At 69.5% G+C, this 16,030-nt stretch carries 12 protein-coding genes; 2 read left to right on the forward strand and 10 right to left on the reverse strand.

Annotation, left to right across the window (positions count from 1 at the left end; all coding sequences use genetic code 11):
- Position 1: 1 nt before the first annotated feature.
- From ileS to tilS, 10 genes are read right to left on the reverse strand one after another with little or no spacing between them, the layout of a single operon-like run.
- Complete coding sequence (gene ileS, locus VNF92_03645) at positions 2-3,256, reverse strand: isoleucine--tRNA ligase (GenBank protein ID HVA56957.1); 3,255 nt, start codon at positions 3,254-3,256, stop codon at positions 2-4.
- The gene (locus tag VNF92_03650; GenBank protein ID HVA56958.1) at positions 3,253-4,101 is read right to left on the reverse strand and encodes a purine-nucleoside phosphorylase; all 849 of its coding nucleotides are present in this window, start codon (positions 4,099-4,101) and stop codon (positions 3,253-3,255) included. The genes ileS and VNF92_03650 overlap by 4 nt, the downstream gene beginning before the upstream one ends.
- An 11-nt stretch (positions 4,102-4,112) precedes the next feature.
- The gene (locus VNF92_03655) at positions 4,113-4,616 is read right to left on the reverse strand and encodes a DivIVA domain-containing protein (protein HVA56959.1); all 504 of its coding nucleotides are present in this window, start codon (positions 4,614-4,616) and stop codon (positions 4,113-4,115) included.
- On the reverse strand, positions 4,609-5,295 hold the full coding sequence (locus tag VNF92_03660) for a YggS family pyridoxal phosphate-dependent enzyme (protein ID HVA56960.1): 687 nt from the start codon (positions 5,293-5,295) through the stop codon (positions 4,609-4,611). The genes VNF92_03655 and VNF92_03660 overlap by 8 nt, the downstream gene beginning before the upstream one ends.
- A gap of 11 nt (positions 5,296-5,306) precedes the next feature.
- Positions 5,307-7,208: a DUF2723 domain-containing protein gene (locus VNF92_03665; GenBank protein ID HVA56961.1), complete on the reverse strand. Its 1,902-nt coding sequence runs from the start codon at positions 7,206-7,208 to the stop codon at positions 5,307-5,309.
- 50 nt (positions 7,209-7,258) lie between these two features.
- Entirely contained in the window at positions 7,259-8,059 is an 801-nt protein-coding gene (cdaA, locus tag VNF92_03670) for a diadenylate cyclase CdaA (protein HVA56962.1), read from the reverse strand.
- On the reverse strand, positions 8,056-8,946 hold the full coding sequence (gene folP / locus VNF92_03675) for a dihydropteroate synthase (protein ID HVA56963.1): 891 nt from the start codon (positions 8,944-8,946) through the stop codon (positions 8,056-8,058). Before folP ends, cdaA begins: the two co-directional genes overlap by 4 nt.
- Positions 8,943-10,928: an ATP-dependent zinc metalloprotease FtsH gene (gene ftsH / locus VNF92_03680; GenBank protein HVA56964.1), complete on the reverse strand. Its 1,986-nt coding sequence runs from the start codon at positions 10,926-10,928 to the stop codon at positions 8,943-8,945. Before ftsH ends, folP begins: the two co-directional genes overlap by 4 nt.
- Positions 10,929-11,468 carry a hypoxanthine phosphoribosyltransferase gene (gene hpt, locus VNF92_03685; protein ID HVA56965.1) on the reverse strand — a complete coding sequence of 180 codons (540 nt, stop codon included), beginning with the start codon at positions 11,466-11,468 and terminating at the stop codon, positions 10,929-10,931.
- Positions 11,461-12,762 carry a tRNA lysidine(34) synthetase TilS gene (gene tilS / locus VNF92_03690; GenBank protein HVA56966.1) on the reverse strand — a complete coding sequence of 434 codons (1,302 nt, stop codon included), beginning with the start codon at positions 12,760-12,762 and terminating at the stop codon, positions 11,461-11,463. Before tilS ends, hpt begins: the two co-directional genes overlap by 8 nt.
- Positions 12,763-12,865: 103 nt before the next feature.
- Here tilS and VNF92_03695 point away from each other — a divergent pair, with 103 nt between their 5' ends.
- Entirely contained in the window at positions 12,866-13,048 is a 183-nt protein-coding gene (locus VNF92_03695; protein ID HVA56967.1) for a hypothetical protein, read from the forward strand.
- Between the two features lie 96 nt (positions 13,049-13,144).
- Positions 13,145-16,015, forward strand: a complete 2,871-nt coding sequence (locus VNF92_03700) for a hypothetical protein (GenBank protein HVA56968.1) — start codon at positions 13,145-13,147, stop codon at positions 16,013-16,015.
- Positions 16,016-16,030 lie beyond the last annotated feature (15 nt).

A 16,030-nucleotide genomic window follows, 5' to 3' on the forward strand; every position in this document is an offset into this window, starting at 1 on the left:
GCTACTCCGCCTTGTTTATGGCGATGCGCGCCGTGGCTCCATCGAGCTCCACGGCCTGCATCGTCGCCTGGTCATTCATTGCGGCGTCTTCGCGCCAGACGACACCCGTCGCCAGCACTTCGCCGCCAATCCACCCACCGTGGGTCTCCACGGCCTCCCGTACGGCGGGTTCGCCGCCGACATACAGCACGATCCGGTCGCTCACCGCAAGACCCGACTCCTTTCGCATCCGCTGCACCCGGCTGACCAGTTCCCGGGCCAGTCCTTCGAGCCGGAGTTCCGGTGTCACGAGCGGGTCGAGCGCCGCAAAGAACCCCGCTTCCTCCTGCACCACAAGCGCTCCCGACGCCCGTCGCACGATCGTGACGTCCTCGGCGTCGAGTTGGTGCGTCTCCCCACCCGCGTCCACGGTTACTGGATCGCCGCGCAGAAACCCGCGCAGTGCGTGGGCCGTCAGCGCCTGGACCGCCCGCGCGGCCAACGGGGTCTGCTTACCGAATTTCTTGCCCAGCGTGCGGAAGTTGGGTTTCGCCTCCAGCGTCACCAACGCGTCGCCGGTAGTCGCGAAGTCTACACGCTTGACGTTGAGTTCGTTGGCCAGCAGCTCGACCAGCGGCGCCAGCTCGGATTCCGGCACATCGGGCGCCACGCACACCATCCGGGACAGCGGGTAGCGCACCTTGACCCCGGCATCCTCGCGCGCCGCGCGGCCCAGCTTGGCCAGGGTGCGCACGGCGGCCATCGCCTGCTCGAGCGCCGGGTCACGGGGCGCCGCTTCGGCGCGCACGTACGGCGCCAGGTGCACCGACTCGCCGGTCAGTTCGCGATGCATCCAATCGCTGAGAAACGGCGCCAGCGGCGCCAGGAGCCGGCAGGTCGTCACCAGCACTTCGTACAGTGTCGCGAACGCCGCCCGATTGTCGGCGGCGTCCACTTCGTAGAAACGGCCGCGGCTCAGTCGCACGTACCAGTTGGCCACGTCGTCGTCCACGAAGCGCATGAGCAGGCGCGCCGCCCCTGTGGCGTCGTACCGCTCGAGCGCTGCATCCACGTCCTGTTCCACAGTGGCCAGCCGCGACAGCATCCACCGGTCGAGCGGCGCCCGATCCGCCACCGGCGGATCGGCGGACGAGGGTGCCCACCCGAAATTCGCGTACTGCGCGAACATGCCGCTGTACACGTTCCGCAAGGTGAGCAGGAATCGGACCGCCTGTTCGCGAATCGCGCGCTCGTCGAACTTGCGCGGCACCGACACATCGGCCGACGCCACGAGGAACAACCGTACGGCGTCCACGCCATACTCGGCGATCACCGCCCACGGATCCACCACGTTGCCCTTGCTCTTCGACATCTTCTGGCCGTCGGCATCGAGCACGAGGTCGTTGACCACCACGTGCCCGTACGGCGCGGCGCCCGCCCCCACGCGGCGCGTGGCCACGCCGGCGTTGTTCGGCAGTGCGTCGCCCAACCCGGTCGCGATCGCGAGCAGCGAGTAGAACCAGCCACGCGTCTGGTCCACCCCTTCGGCGATGAAGTCCGCGGGGTACTGGTGTTCCAGCCGCTCTCGGCTGCCCGCGGTGTGCGGATAGCCCCACTGCGCGAACGACATCGAGCCCGAGTCGAACCAGGTATCGATCACTTCACTCACCCGTCGCATCGTGCCCGCGCAACCGCTCCGCGCGCACCCCCACGCGTAGCCGTCCACGTGCGGCTTGTGCGGATCGAAGTCAGCCGGTAGCGCGGCGCCGCCATGCTCCGCCAGATCGGCGAACCCGCCCACCACGTCGACGTGGGTCTCGTCGGCATCGCACACCCACACCGGCAGCGGCGTACCCCAGTAACGATCACGCGAGATCGCCCAGTCGATGTTGTTCTTGAGCCATTCCCCGAATCGTCCCTCACCCACCTCGGGCGGATGCCAATCCACGCGCGCGTTGCGGGCCAGCATCTGGTCGCGGTAGGCCGTGGTCTTCACGAACCACGAGGTGCGGGCGTAGTAGAGCAGCGGGGTGCCGCACCGCCAGCAGTGCGGATACGAGTGCGTGGTCTTGCCGGCCTTCCACAGCACGCCGCGGCGCTTCAACTCCTCGATGAGCAGCGGGTCGGCGGCCTTGACGAACATGCCACCCACGAGCGGCAAGTCGCTGGGGAACTCGCCCCGCGCGTCCACCGGCTGAAGGAACGCCAGTCCGTGCCGCTGCCCCGCGGCGTAGTCGTCCGCGCCGAACGCCGGCGACATGTGCACCACACCGGTGCCGTCTTCGGCCGACACGAACTCCTCGCCCACGATGATCTCGTGCTCTCCCGGGCCGTAGGACACCCAGTCGAAAGGCCGGCGGTAGCGCATGCCCGCCAGTTCGGCGCCGCGCAGTAGGCGCACCAGCTCCCAGCGTGAGGCGAAGTCCTCACCCAGCACGGCCTTCACCCGCGACTCGGCGAGGATCACGGTGCGCGCGTCCGCGCCCGTCTTGCGCACCAACTCGACGTAGCCCAGATCGGGATGCACCGCGAGCGCGGTGTTCGAGACCAGCGTCCACGGCGTGGTGGTCCAGACGAGGATGCGGCGGCCGGCACCGGTGTTCGCCTCCGGCGTGACCAGGTCGAGCGCCACGTACACACTCGGGTCCTCCACGTCCTCGTATCCTTGCGCCACCTCGTGGCTCGACAGCGCGGTACCGCAACGGGGGCAATACGGCAGGATCTTGTGGCCCCGATACAGGTAGCCGCGGTCGTACAACGTCTTGAGCGCCCACCACACACTCTCCACGTACTCGTTGTGGTAGGTGACGTAGGGGTGCGCGTAGTCCAGCCAGTAGCCGATGCGGCGGCTCAGCTTCTCCCAGTCGGCGCGGTACGTGAACACACTCTCGCGGGACAGGCGGTTGAATTCCGCCACCCCCAGTTCTTCGATCTGCTGCTTGCCGCTGATGCCGAGCCGCTTCTCGACCTCGATCTCCACCGGGAGGCCGTGCGTGTCCCATCCGGCCTTGCGCTCCACCCGGAACCCCTTCATCGCCCGATGTCGGCAGAACAGGTCTTTGATCGTGCGCGAGAACACGTGGTGGATGCCCGGCTTGCCATTGGCCGTCGGCGGCCCTTCAAAGAACACGAATGACGGCCGGTCCCCGGCCGCCGCCAGCGTGCGCCCGAACAGGTCCTCCGACTCCCAGCGCGCCAGCACCTCGCGCTCGAGATCGTCGGCCGACCGGTCGGCCGGCAGCGTCGCGAACCGCGTCGCGCCCGAGACGACGGTCACATGCGCTCCAGCACGCCGTGCACCAGCCGGCCCAGCTTCGGTTCCGCCGCCCGCGCCACGGCGATCACGTCCGCCAGGCTCGTCGGTTTGAGCGTCTCGGGAATGCACGCGTCGGTGATGATCGACACGCCCAGGACTCGCATCCCTTCGTGCACCGCCACGATCACCTCCGGCACCGTCGACATGCCCACCGCGTCGGCCCCCAGGCGGCGCAACATCCGGTACTCGGCCCGCGTCTCGAGATTCGGGCCGGCCACCGACACGTACACCCCTTCGCGCAGCGTCATCCCTTCGGCCCGCGCCACCTCGCGCGCCATCGCCCGCAGCGCCGGGTCGTACGGATCTGACATATCGGGAAAGCGCGGGCCCAGCGCATCATCGTTGGGCCCGATGAGCGGGTTGTCGCCGAGCAGGTTGATGTGGTCGGCAATCAGCATCAGGTCCCCCGGCGCCCACTCGGGATTCATCCCGCCGCAGGCGTTGGACACGATGAGCACCGACGCGCCCAACGCGTGCAACACGCGCACGGGCAGCGTGACCTGTTGCAGCGAATAGCCTTCGTAGCGGTGGAACCGTCCCTGCATGGCCACCACCGTCCTGCCCGCCAGCGTGCCGCACAGCAGTCGCCCCGCGTGGGCCTCGACGGTCGGCTCGGGAAATCCGGGGATGTCGGCGTACGTAATCACCGCCTCGACGTCGATCTCCTCGGCCAGGTGCCCCAGCCCCGTGCCGAGAATCACCGCCGCGTCGGGGCGCCGCGGAAAGCGGGCGCGCACGGCGTCGGCGGCCGCGGCAATCCGCGCTTCCATGGGGCGGTCGGCGACGGTGGATGCGAGCGTCGGCATGCGAACGGCCGTCAGGCGTCCTCGCCGTTGGCGGCGGCGGGATCGTCGAGAGAAGCGCTCTCGGCGGCGTCGAGTTCCGCCAGCTGTCGTTCGAGCAGCGCCCGGTACTGCGCTACCTGCGTACGCCGCGAGCGCTTGAGCCCCGCCAACTGCTGTTCCAATTGGCGGAGATCGTTGCGCGCCTGGTCGAGCAGCCGGTCGCCCTCGGCCCGCGCCTCCCGGACCACGAGATGTCCTTCCCGTTCGGCCTGCTCGGCGATCTCCCCTCGCAGTTGCTGCGCCGAGACCAGCGCATCGTTCAGCGCCTTGTCGCGCTCGCGGAACGCCCGCAGTTGCTCGTGGAATCCCTTCGCCTTGGCTTCCAGCTCGAGATTGAGCCGCGTCAGCCGCTCCAACTCCTCGGCCACCTGTTCGCGGAACTGGTCCACGCGCTCGCGGTCGTAGCCACGCATCGCCCGACCGAAATCGTAACGCCGCACATCGAGTGGCGTGAGATGAAACGTGTCATCAATCATGCGCTCTCGCTCCGAAGAGAACCGTACCCAGGCGGACGCAGGTGGCGCCCTCCTCCACCGCGATCTCATAATCGTTCGACATCCCCATCGACAACTCCGTGGCCTCGTGGCCGGCCCCGCGCAGCACCTCGCGCGCGCGGCGAGCCCCCGCGAACACGACGCGAAGCGAACCCTCGTCGGCGCCCAACGGCGCCATCGCCATCACGCCCCGCACCCGCAACCCACCGAACCCGCGCAACCGTTCGGCTTCTTCCTCCCACGCGGCCGGCGCGTACCCACCCTTCGACTCCTCGCCCGCCACGTTCACCTGCATCAGTACGTCGAACGTGCGCCCCTCGTCGCGTGCCTGCGCATCGATTGCGTCGGCCAGCGCCGGCCGGTCGAGCGAATGCGTGAGATAGAACCGCGACAGCACCTTCACCTTGTTCCGCTGCAGGTGCCCGATCAGATGCCAGCGGGCGTCGGCCCGCACGGCCTCCATCTTCTGCAGCGCTTCCTGCACCCGATTTTCCCCCACGTCCCGCACGCCGGCCGCGACGGCCGCCTCCACGGCGTCGGCCCCGTGGGTCTTCGTCACGGCCACCAGCATCACCGTCTGGCCGTGTCCCCCGCGCGCCACCGCAGCGCTGATCCGTCCCCGCACTTCCACCACCCGTTCCGGCAGGTCCAAAAATGGCATAACACAAGAATTTACCGGAAGTTACATAGCGAATCAAGGGATTCGGACGGGCGTCCCCGAGCGCGGACGACCGCGTAGCGCGGACAGCCCAGCAGCGCGTCAAAATAGCCGTCTGCAGCATCGGTCGAAGGCCGCACGCCGACGCCCACAGTCGCGAGCGGCGGCGCCAGCGCCAGAGCAGCCGTCGTGTCCACGGTGATCCCCGAGGCGCCGGCGCGCTCCGCCGCCGTGTCGAGCACGAAGACCAGCCCGTTGGCGATCCACGCCCGGCCCAGCGCCTCCCGGTCGGCGGCCGCCACGGCAACCGACACTGCCACCGGACGTCCCTGCGCCACCGCCCGTTGCACGACGATGGCCGCCTCCGACAGGTCGTCGCCACCCCAACTGGTCACCGCCAACGCGGGCAGCAGTCGGCCGCGGCGGCGCAGCTCAGCGCGATACCAGCCCGCCGGCATCAACGGCAGCGTCACCAGCCGCACGTCGCGCCGAATGCCCAACACCTCCTGCGCGTACCAGAGTGGGTATGTGTCGTTGTCGCCCGCGGCGAGCAGCACCCCATTCGGTGGCGTCGCGTGGAGAATCCCGGTGGCCCAGCGCGCCGGCAGCGAAGCCTCCGGCTCGTGCCGCCGCGTCACCGCACTCCAGTTCAGAACGATCGGCACCGAGGCAAGGGCCACGCCCGTGGCCGCGCCGAACCTGAACCGCCGGGCCAACGCCACCGCGCCGTAGCCGGCCCACAGCCCCCAGGCCCAGAAGCCGAGCGAGAAGAAATAGTCACGCTCGCGTGCCTCGTGAACCGCCGTCGCCGGCAGCACGCCCGCGCCGAGCGATGGACCGGCCTTGAGATTCAGATAGGCCGCCACGCCCAGCGTACCGCACACCAAGAGCGTGAGCAGCGCACGCCACGTGCGCCGGTCGGCCTGCCGATGGCGCGCGGCGCCGAACACGCCGAGGGCCAGAAATGCCACGGTGGCCAACGTCCGCCCCACGCTCGGCAGCACCGTGGCGCCCAGACCAAGCCCCACCTGCCAGTCGGCGTACTGCCCAACGTTGGCGAGTTGAAGCCACGCGGGCGCCTGCCGCGGCCACAGCGGCGCCACATCATACTGCCGTCGCGCCACGGCGTCGAGCAGCGCCGGCCACGTTGACGGGTTCCCCTGATTGATGAACGGATCAAGCCGCGCGCGCACGAGCATGAATGCCACGGCCGACAGCGCCACCGCGCAGACCCCCACCACCGCGGCGGTCGCCGCCGCGGCGCGGCGGACTCCTTCGCGCCGGGCCAGTAGCGCGGCGGCAGCCGCGAGCAGGATCACGCCGGCCACGACCACGGGTGCCCTCACCAGCCCCGCACCGATCGCCACCGCCCAGACGCCCGCCAGCACGACCGCGCGCGCGAAATCCACCCCGTCGTCGCGCTGCGCCACGAGCACGATTGCCGCCGGCGTCGCCACGAGCGCGCTCAGATGGAGCGGAACGGCGAGCACCACCAGGTACGCGGTGAGCACGAGCCACCGAACACCGGGTTCGCGGCAAGCCCGCGCCGCCGCCGCCAGCGTCACCATGGCCAGCAGCAGGGACGCCGCGTACACCTCAGTCTCGGTGGCATTGAGCCAGACCGTGGACATCGCCCCGGCCGTCAGCGCCGCGGCCATGGCAGCGCCCGCCGGAACGGCGGCGCTGCCGTTGGCGATGATCCAGGCGGCGAGCCCCGCCGCACCCGCCGTGCTCAGGGCCGACACGAGATTGGTGGCCACCGCGTACGGCACGACGTGGCCGACCAGCGACGCCCAGCTGTGGAGCAGCAGGACGAACAGCGGCGTGCCCGGCGGGTGCGGGATGCCCAGGGCGTGCGACGCGGCGATGAATTCACCGGCGTCCCAGAAGGTCACGCCGGGCGCGAGCGTGGCCACGTACACCGCCAGAAGCGTGGCCGCGGCCAGGACGGCCGCGCGCCGCGCGCTCAGACGGCCGCCTCCGGCAGTGCCACGTCGAACCCGTCGTCGGCGGCCGTACCGCTCAGGCGGTCGCGCACGGAGGCCGGCGTGACGTCGCGCCACAGCCGCCCGCGCTCGGCCATCGCGATCTGCGCCGTCTCTTCCGACACGACGATCACCAGCGCGTCCGTTTCGTCGGCGATGCCCATGGCCGCGCGGTGGCGGGTACCCAGCGAGCGGTCGTTGAGCGCGTGCTGGGTGAGCGGCAGGATGCACGCCGCCCCGATGATCGAGTCGCGGCGGATCACGACCGCGCCATCGTGCAGCGGTGAGTGTGGGGTGAAGATGGTGACGAGGAGGTCGGCCGACACGCGCGCCTTCATCCGGGAACCGGTCGCCACGTAATCGTCGAGCGGCACCTTGCGCTCCACGGCGATAATCGCTCCCAGGCGCGCCTGGCTCAGCCGTTCCACCGCTTCGGCGATCTCGTCGCCCGCGCTGGTCAGCTCCAGGCGCGGCAGGAAGCGCGCCATGGGCGTGCGCCCCAGGTGGGCCAGCGCCGCCCTCAGTTCGGGCTGGAATACGACCAGAGCCGCGAACACTCCATATGAGAACAATAATTGGAGCAGTTCCACGATCATGCCGAGCTTGAGCAACCAGGCCACGGCGTAGGCCGCGAACAGCAGGAGCACGCCGAACAGGATCTGGACGCCCCGCGTGCGCTGGAACAGCACCAGCACCCGATACACCACCGCCGCGACGATCAGGATCTCGATCACGTCGCGCCATCCCGCGTGGAACAATCGGAAGTTCTCGACGACGCTCACGTGGGATCCGCCCCCGCCCCTGTCCCGGCCCGTACCACCGCCCACGCCACGTCCAGCGACTGGCGTGCTGGCCGCACGTCGTGGACGCGGAACAGTCGCGCGCCCAGCATCAGCGCCGCCACGTGCGCCCCTACCGTACCGGCCACGCGGTTCGTCGCCTGCGGCTCGCCCGAGATCTCGCCCACGAATCGCTTGCGCGACGCCCCCACGAGCAGCGGGTAGCCCGCCGCGCACAGCCGCGGAATTCCCGCCAGCATGGCGAGCGACTGCTCCGTTCGCTTGGAAAAACCCACGCCCGGATCGAGCACGATCCGCTCCCGTTCCACGCCGGCCGCACGTGCGGCCACGACGCGCTGTTGAAGTTCGCCCAACACATCCTCCACCACATCATCGTACTCGGCGTGCGCGTACGTCGCCATATCGCGCACCGTGCCGCGGGAATGCATGATCACGAACCCGGCCCCGTGCCGGGCGCACACCGCGGCCATCCGGGGGTCCAGCCGCCCGCCCGACACGTCGTTCACGATGTGTGCGCCCTCGCTCAGCGCCGCATCGGCCACCGCCGCCTTGACCGTGTCCACCGACACCAGCACGCCGGGAAGCCGCCGTACGACCTCGCGGATCACGGGGAGCACGCGGTCCAACTCGGCCGCCACCGACACCGGCTCGGCTCCCTGTGGCCGCGTGCTCTCCCCGCCCACGTCGATCACATCGGCGCCTTCGGCCGCCAGGCGCTCGGCGTGCGAACACGCGGCATCGCGCGAAAAAAAGTTACCCCCGTCGCTGAAGCTGTCGGGGGTAACATTCACGATGCCCAATAGGCGCGGCCGGTCGAGCGACAACACGCCGCCGCGCACGCCCCACACGGGCGCCGCCGCGGCGCTCACGCCGGAGACGGTTCCGGCCCTCCCAGGAGCGGAGGATTCATGGGCCGCGCCTCGGCGGCAGCCGGCGGAATCGGCGGCGGGACCAGCATCGGAGGCGGCGACAGCGGAGGAAGCTTCTCGCCGCGCATCAGCACCGCGATGTCTTCGCGGGTCAGCGTCTCGCGCTCGAGCAGCGCGCCCGCCACCAAGTGCAGCAGGTCCACGTTCTCCTGCAGCGTCTCCTTGGCCCGCTCGTAGGCGCGGTTGATCACGCGCTTCACCTCGGCGTCCACGAGTTGGGCCGTCTGCTCGGACACCTCGCGGTGCCGCTGGATCTCGCGGCCCAGGAACAGGTCGTGCTCGTTGTCGCCCACGAGAATCGGTCCGATCGCGTCGGAGAGTCCCCACTGGGTCACGTACCGGCGCGAGATGGACGTCGCTCGCTGGATGTCGCTGGCCGCCCCCGTCGTCACACGCTCGTGGCCAAAGATCAGTTCCTCGGCCGCCCGCCCGCCGAACGCCATCACCAGCCCCGCTTCGATCTGCTGGCGGGTGATGGACACGCGGTCGTCTTCGGGGAGCGTGAACGCCAATCCGAGCGCGCGCCCGCGTGGTACGATCGTCACCTTGTGCAGCGGATCGTTGCCCGTGGTCTTGATGCCGCAGATAGCGTGCCCCGCTTCGTGGTACGCGGTGAGACGGCGCTCATCCTCCTTCATCACCATGCTCTTGCGCTCGGCGCCGAGCATGACCTTGTCCTTGGCTTCCTCGAAGTCGGCCATGAAGATCTTATCGTGCCCGCGGCGCACCGCGAGCAGCGCCGCCTCGTTCACGAGATTGGCCAGATCGGCCCCCGCCATGCCAGGCGTCCCGCGAGCCAGCGTCGTCACACTGACATCCGGCGCCATCGGCTTGTTGCGCATGTGCACTTTGAGAATGCCCTCGCGCCCTCTGAGGTCGGGCGCGTCCACCACGATCTGGCGGTCGAACCGACCCGGGCGCAGCAGCGCGGGGTCGAGCACGTCGGGTCGGTTCGTGGCCGCAATGAGGATCACGCCGTCGTTCGACTCGAAGCCGTCCATCTCGACCAGGAGCTGGTTGAGCGTCTGCTCCCGCTCGTCGTGTCCGCCGCCCAGGCCGGCGCCGCGATGCCGCCCCACGGCGTCGATCTCGTCGATGAAGATGATGCAGGGAGCATGAGCCTTTCCCTGTTCGAATAGGTCACGCACCCGGGACGCGCCCACGCCCACGAACATCTCCACGAAGTCGGAGCCCGACATCGAGAAGAACGGCCGGGCGGCCTCGCCGGCCACCGCGCGCGCGAGCAGCGTCTTGCCCGTGCCCGGAGGGCCCACGAGCAGCGCGCCCTTGGGCAGGCGCCCGCCCAAACGTGTGAACTTTTGCGGATCGCGCAGGAACTCGATGATCTCCTGCAGCTCCTCCTTGGCTTCGTCCGCCCCCGCCACGTCGGCAAACGTCACCTTGGGCGTGTCGCCGGTGAGCAGCTTGGCCTTCGACTTGCCGAACGAGAACGCCTTGTTGCCCCCCGCCTGCATCTGGCGGAAGAAGAAGATGTAGATCCCGATGAACAACAGCCACGGCGCAACCGTCATGATGATCTGGAAGATCGACGGCCGCTCGTCCTCCGCCTTGATGTTGACGTTCTTGGCGTTGAGCTTGGTCACCTCCGCTTCCGAATTCTCCACCGGATAGCGCACGGTGAACTTGCTTGCCTGTTGCCCGTTCACGGTCACCGGCTGATTGAAATCGCCGGTGCCGGTCTTGCCGCCGGTGATCGTGATGTCCTTGATGTTGTCGCGCGACAACTCGTTGTTGTACTGCGTGTACGAGATGGAGGGGGCCTGGTCGCTCCGCCCGCCCGACAGCTGCAGCAGCGCCACGGGGATGAGGATGACCAAAATCCAGAACGAGATCGTCTTGGAAAGACGACCCCAGTTGTTGCCGGGCTTCGGCTGTTTGTTCTGAGGCGTTTGCGTTGGCATCTACTGCAGACTCGCGATGTACGGGATGTGCCGGAAGTTTTCCGCGTGATCCAAGCCGTACCCCACGAGGAATTCGTTCGGCGCGTCGAAGCCGACGAACCGCGTGGGGTCCCGCAGTTCTTCGGCGATGTGCTTGTGGAGCAGCGCGCAGATCGCCAGCGACCGCGGGTTCCGCTCCTTGAGCAGGCTCATGAGGCGGTTCAGCGTGCGTCCAGTGTCCACGATGTCCTCCACCAACAGAATGTGCTTCCCCTCCAGCGTCGTCTCGGGATCGTAAAGCAGGCGCACCATGCCGCTCGACACGGTGCCGTCCCCGTAGCTCGCCGCCACGAGAAAATCCACCTGCAGCGATCGCCGGATCTGCCGGACCAGATCACTAAGGAATATAAAGCTTCCTTTGAGCAGACCGAGCACGAGGAGCTCACCCTCGGGATAGGCGGCCGTGATCTCCTCGCCAAGCTCATGCACCCGGGCGGCGATCTCCGCCTCCGAATACACGATGCGCTTGACGGTCCGGCCCATCAGGCGCGGATCAGCCACGGTCGTCAAACTCACACACGTAGGACACTTCCGACCTGCCGGGCCGGGCGGTTGCCGCACTCCCGCGGCGTACCCCAGGAATCCACACCACCTCTCCGTTCGACTCCACCACGGGCCACTGCGACCGGCGCGGCCCCGAAATCCGGGCGTCGCTCAAGAACCGCTTCACCCGCCGGGTTCGCGTACTGCCCGCGGTCACCATCCGGTCTCCCGGACGCCACGGCCTCACCACACTCACCGCGTCCGCCGACAGCGTCGCCGTCCAGGGATCGCTGACACGCTCGGCCCCAGGCGCGAACCGCCACGCCCCGAACCGCACCTCCGTGCTGCCTTCCAGCGACAACTCCTCCGCGCGATCGCGCGCCGACCGCCGCAACTCGAACCGGTCGCGTCCGCGGTGAAGTTCCCACCCGCCGGACACCTGCACGCGCCCACCGACTCTGCCACTAATAGTAAACGCTGCGAGCCGTTCGGTTCCCCTTCGGTCGAGTGCCACTCCCACCCGCGCCGCCAAAGCCGGCCACAGCGCGCCGAGTGATTCCCGACGATACCCGGCCACCCCGGACACCGCAACGGCCAGACGTCCGTCTTCCGAAACCACTGAAACATCGCGCGCCACCGCGTCCAACTCGCGGCGTACCGACGCGGAGGCAGCCGCCCACTCCAGCAGCGCCTCGTCGATGTGAGGGCGCACCCGCCGCAGCGCCGGCAGCAGATCGAGCCGGACCCGGTTCCGCAGAAACCTGCGCGACTCGTTGGTCGGGTCGTCCATGAACCGCACCCGCGCGCTACTCGCAAACGCACGGATCGTGCCGCGATCCAGCGCCAGAAAGGGCCTCAAGACTGCGCTTTCGGCATGGAGGCCCGCCAATCCGCGGGCCCCGCTTCCCCGCAGCACGCGCATCAACACCGTTTCGATATGATCGTCGCGCGTATGGGCCGTCGCCACCCGAGCGGCATGTTCTCGGGCCACCCGGCGAAGGAACGACCATCGCGCTTCGCGCCACGCCGACTCCGTCCGTCGACCCGCCGTTCCCCCGCCGTCCACGACGGCCACGTGGAGCGCCGCGCATTCGGCCCGCACCAGCGCCACCGCGTCTCGCGCAGCCGGCCCCGTGCCGTGATCGAACGTCGCCACGGCGGCTACCCGGCTTCGGTCGGTGGCCATGACGGCGTGAAGCAGCACCATGGAATCACACCCGCCCGACACGGCCAGCACGAGCGGCCCGCTCGTCGAGGCGAGCGCGCGGCCGGTTTCGCGCAGCACCGATGGCTGCCGTCGTGAGGAGCGCACCAAACGAAAGGTAGCGCCGCCGGCGCCACCGGCCAGCACCCTCTGGAACGGGAGCGTGACCCGTGATATCTTGGCCCTACGGTCTTCGAACCCAGGAGCTTTCGTGAACACCCAGGGCCCGCTCGCAACACTCTATGTCGGCATCGCGCTCTGCGCGTTCTATACCGCACTGGTGTGGATCAACACGCTGCTGCCCTTCTTCCTGCAGCCGCTGTTCGTGATTCCGGCCACATGGGCACTCGAAGTGATCCAGGGCAAGAGGCCCGGCGCCGGAGGCGAAGGCTGAACCGCCGCTGTGTCCGGTAGCTCGCGCCACAGCATCCAGGGGGTGAGGCAGATGGCCTCGCCCCTTTCGCGTTTGGGGCGCATCGCGGCGCGCGCCATGGCACTTCTGGCCGCAGCGCACACGCTCGCTGCGCAGGATCCGACGCGCCCATATGAGCAGTGGCGCACGCTCGAGACCGCGCACTTCCGCTTCCACTACCCGCAGGCGTACGAAGCCTGGACGCGCGACGTGGCCGCCCACATGGAGGCCGTGGATTCGGCCGTGACGCGCCTCGTCGGATTCACGCCTGGCAAGACGGTGGACGTCGTCGTGGACAACCCGTACGACCTGCCCAACGGCTCCGCACTCCCCATCCTCGACGCGCCGGTACTCACTTTCTGGCCGGTTCCTCCGAACCCGCGCGACGACATCGGCAACTGGCGCAGCTGGGGCGAGATGCTCTCGGCGCACGAATTCGCGCACCTCGCGCACCTCATGCGCCCCTCGCGCAACCCGGTCGACCGCGTGTTGTGGTCGCTGATGCCGGCCGATCTCGGGCCGCTTCCCATCAAGCTTCCGCGCTGGGCCATCGAGGGATACGCCACGTACGTCGAGGGCAAGGTCACGGGCAGCGGACGCCCGAATGGCGCCTGGCGCGCCGCCATCCTCCGCCAGTGGGCGCTCGAGGGCGCGCTGCCGACGTACGATCAGATGAGCAGTTGGGGGGCGTTCAACGGCGGCGACTTCGCCTATCTCGCGGGCTCGGCCTTCTTCGAGTGGCTCACCGAGCAGTATGGAGACTCGACGCTCCCGCACGTGTGGCGCCGCGCGTCGGCGCGCGTGGATCGTACCTTCGACGACGCGTTCACCGGCGTGTTCGGCGATCCACCGCGCGTGCTGTACGGCCGGTTCACGGCGCAGCTCACGGCGCAGGCGCTCGACGCACGACGCGCGATCGGCGCCGACGGACTCGTCCAGGGCGCGATGGTCCAGCACCTCGACTGGGGCACGGGCGACCCGGCCTTCTCGCGCGACGGCTCGCGAGTGGCGATCGTGCTCCGCTCGGGCACCGCCCCGGCGCGCACCGTCGTGTGGCGCGCGGCAACGCCGCCCCCCGACACCGCCGCAGCGCGCCGCGTGCGCGATAGGCTGGCGCGCGATCCGGAGGATGTGCCCGCCGCGCGGTTCTACCCGGACCCGCGAACGCCGATCGCCACACTCCGCGCCGTGGCCGGCCAGGCGTTCGTCGAACCGCGGTTCCTAGACGACACCCACGTGTTGGTGAGCCGCCTCACCGAACAGGCGGACGGCACGATGCGCCCCGACCTCTATGTGTGGGACGCGGCGCGTGGCGGCGTACACCGAGTGACGCACGACGCCGGCCTGCAGGACGCCGACCCGGCTCCCGATGGCCGGAGCGCGATCGCCACCCGCTGCGCCGCTGGCAGTTGCGACGTGGTGCGGGTGAACCTGCAGACGGGCCGTTTCGCTGCGATCGCGGTGGGCACGCCGCACCGCTCGTACTTCCGCCCGCGCTTCGCGCCCGACGGTACGCGGTTCGTGGTGAGCGCGTCGGTGGACGGCCACTGGGCCCTCTTCCTGAGCGATTCTGGGGGCGACTCGTTGTCATCCATTCTCCCGAACGACCGCGCGAATCGGTACGACGCCACCTTCACACCGTCCGGCGACACCCTCGTGTACGTGTCCGACGCGAGCGGCGTGATCAACATCGCGGCGACTGAACTGGTAAGGCCGGCGGAATTCTTGCTCACACGCGTCACCGGCGCCGCCGTGGCACCGGCCGTCGACCCCGCCACCGGCGCCATCTGGTTTCTCAACCTGCATGCCCGCGGGTACGACGTGCGCACACTCGCACCGCGCAGCCCCCCGGCGTATCCGGTGGACATCGTCGGCCGGTTCGGCGTCGCGGCGCCTCCCAATCCCGTCGCGACTGCTCTCCCGTCGACAGCCCTGGTCGCCGAGCCAGTGGCGTACGGGCTGGGCCCACGGAAAACACGCGTCCTCCCGGGCGAGACCTACGGCCCCGACGGATTCGCGGCGAGCCTCTTTGCCAGCAACCTGGACGTGATAGGGCGCCTCACCGCTCTCGCCGGCGGGTCATGGGGCGCTCGCACGCAATGGAACGGCGGCACGGCCGCCCTGGCCTGGCGCGGATCGCGCCTGGAACTCGACGCGGGGGCGCACTGGGCCCGGCGTCTCCCGTCGCTGGGCTCGGCCAGCGGGGTGGCCGGCCGGGCGCTGGACGACACGCGGCGCGGCGGCCTGGTGGCCGCTGCGTTCGACGCGGACGGCGACCAATACGCGTGGCGGGCCCGCGTCGGCGCGGGCGTCGAGCGGCTCGCACTATCTGAGAACACAAATGACCTCACGCGGTCCCTCGTGTTCGCCGAGTGGACGGGGTCGTTGGCGCAGACGCGTGGGCGGCGGGCCGTGGTGGAACGGCTGGCCCTGCATGGCGACGCGGGACGCACCGGCACCGACAACGTCCGGCGATTCGTGGCCCGAGCGGGCCTGGCGGCCACCGGAATTGGGCCGTTGCCAGCCGCCGTGTCGGCGACCTACGGGCGCATGACGGGAAGCGCCCTCCCATTCGAGCGGTTCGCGGCAGGCGGGCTGGCCTCGCCGCTGGTTGATTCGAGTCTCACGGCCGCTCGCCTGCCCTTCAGCGCTCTTCCCAATGGCAGTGTGGTCCCCGACGCTCCCGGATCCGGGAGCGCGCTACTCGCCTATCGCGCCTCGATCCCCCTGGCCGTGCTGGCCCCCTACTATGAAGCCGTGAGCGTAAGCGACGGCGGCTGGTTCGTCCACTGGAACCGCGCACTGGGTGCCGAGGTCCACCTGCGGCTCAGCAGGTTGGCGCAGCTGTTCGTCCCGGGGGTCGAGGTCCGCCTCGGGGTGGCTCGGTCGCTGGACGCTCCCTACGCGGGTCGGACCACCTTGTACTCGGAGGTCCGGTACATACCGTAGTCGCAAAGAAGTCTC

Source organism: Gemmatimonadaceae bacterium, from assembly GCA_035533015.1.
In the GTDB taxonomy this organism is placed as follows: domain Bacteria; phylum Gemmatimonadota; class Gemmatimonadetes; order Gemmatimonadales; family Gemmatimonadaceae; genus JAGWRI01.

What these genes read in the sequence shown, in the direction of transcription:
- VNF92_03650 (HVA56958.1), bottom strand. Translation starts at nt 4,101, where the DNA reads ATGCCGACGCTCGCATCCACCGTCGCCGACCGCCCCATGGAAGCGCGG.
- VNF92_03660 (HVA56960.1), bottom strand. Translation starts at nt 5,295, where the DNA reads ATGCCATTTTTGGACCTGCCGGAACGGGTGGTGGAAGTGCGGGGACGG.
- VNF92_03655 (HVA56959.1), bottom strand. Translation starts at nt 4,616, where the DNA reads ATGATTGATGACACGTTTCATCTCACGCCACTCGATGTGCGGCGTTAC.
- VNF92_03700 (HVA56968.1), top strand. Translation starts at nt 13,145, where the DNA reads ATGGCACTTCTGGCCGCAGCGCACACGCTCGCTGCGCAGGATCCGACG.
- ftsH (HVA56964.1), bottom strand. Translation starts at nt 10,928, where the DNA reads ATGCCAACGCAAACGCCTCAGAACAAACAGCCGAAGCCCGGCAACAAC.